The sequence below is a fragment of the Variovorax glucosi genome, assembly GCF_051216695.1.
Lineage (GTDB): Bacteria > Pseudomonadota > Gammaproteobacteria > Burkholderiales > Burkholderiaceae_C > Variovorax.
In genome coordinates, this window is sequence record NZ_JBPJZE010000290.1 from 1 (window position 1) to 1,124 (window position 1,124).

Annotated in this window: 1 protein-coding gene and 1 pseudogene; one reads left to right on the forward strand and one right to left on the reverse strand. The window is 66.8% G+C overall.

Translation table 11 applies throughout. From position 1 onward, the window contains the following. Positions 1 to 404: M24 family metallopeptidase (locus ACSFA3_RS25045; protein ID WP_435508051.1), on the reverse strand; the 404-nt coding region annotated here is incomplete at its 3' end. 155 nt (positions 405 to 559) lie between these two features. Between ACSFA3_RS25045 and ACSFA3_RS25050 the strand changes: the two are divergent. Then, positions 560 to 1,124, forward strand: a pseudogene (locus tag ACSFA3_RS25050) (phosphoribosylformylglycinamidine synthase); the annotation flags it as partial.

Genomic DNA, 1,124 nt, shown 5'->3' on the forward strand with positions numbered 1-1,124 from the left:
GCTTCGAAGGTGATGCTGCACAGGCGCTTGGCGGCAATGGAGGTGTCGCCTATCACGTACATGCGGCTGTTGTCGCCGAACCAGCCGTCCTTGATGACGGTCACGTCGACGTTCATGATGTCGCCCTTCTTCAGGGGCTTGTCATTGGGAATGCCGTGGCACACCACGTGGTTCACCGAGGTGCAGAGCGACTTCGGGTACGGGACGCTGCTTGCGCCCATGTAGCCCACCGTGGCCGATGTGGTGCCCTGCTTGACCATGTACTCGGCGGCGAGCCGGTCGACATCGTTGGTCGTGATGCCGGGCTTGATGAGGGGCGTGAGGTAGTCCAGCACCTCGGAAGCCAGGCGGCAGGCGACCCGCATGGCTTCGATGCCCGCAGCGTCTTTGTAGTTAATGCTCATCCCCGAATTATCCCATTCGGCAAGCTAAAATTCGCGGCTAACGCGGATGGCCCCAGTCAGCGGCCATCTGCCTCGATTCCTTGATTTCCAACGCGGCCCCCGAGGCCCCATCGACCGTGACGCAGCCCGCACCTCAAGCCCTTCCCGTCGTAACCATGTTCGAGGGCGGCAGCGCGCTCAGCGACTTCCGCGCACGCCAGCTGCTGCCGAAGCTCCAGGCCATCGAGCCGCGCATCGAGGGCATCTCGGCCCGTTTCGTGCACCTCGTGGTCACCGATGCGGCGCTGGATTCGGCCGGCCGCGAGCGCTTTGCGGCGCTGCTGACCTACGGCGAGCCCTTCGAGGCGCCGGCCAAGGTGGGCACCTCGGTGGTGGTCACGCCCCGTCTGGGCACCGTGTCGCCCTGGGCCTCCAAGGCCACCGACATTGCCCACAACTGCGGCCTGGCCTTGCGCCGGGTCGAGCGCGTCACCCAGTACCACCTGAAGCTCAAGGCCCCGCTGATCGGCAAGGCCCCCGTGCTCGAAGGCGACACGCTGGCCGCCGTGGCCGGCCCGCTGCACGACCGCATGACCGAATCGGCGCTGCCAGGCATCGACGCTGCCGCCGCGATTTTCGCCGAAATTCCGGCGCAGGCGATGGAGCCGGTCGACGTGTAGCGCGGCGGTCGCGCGGCGCTGGTTTCCGCCAACGCCGCATTCGGCCTGGCGCTGGCGGAAG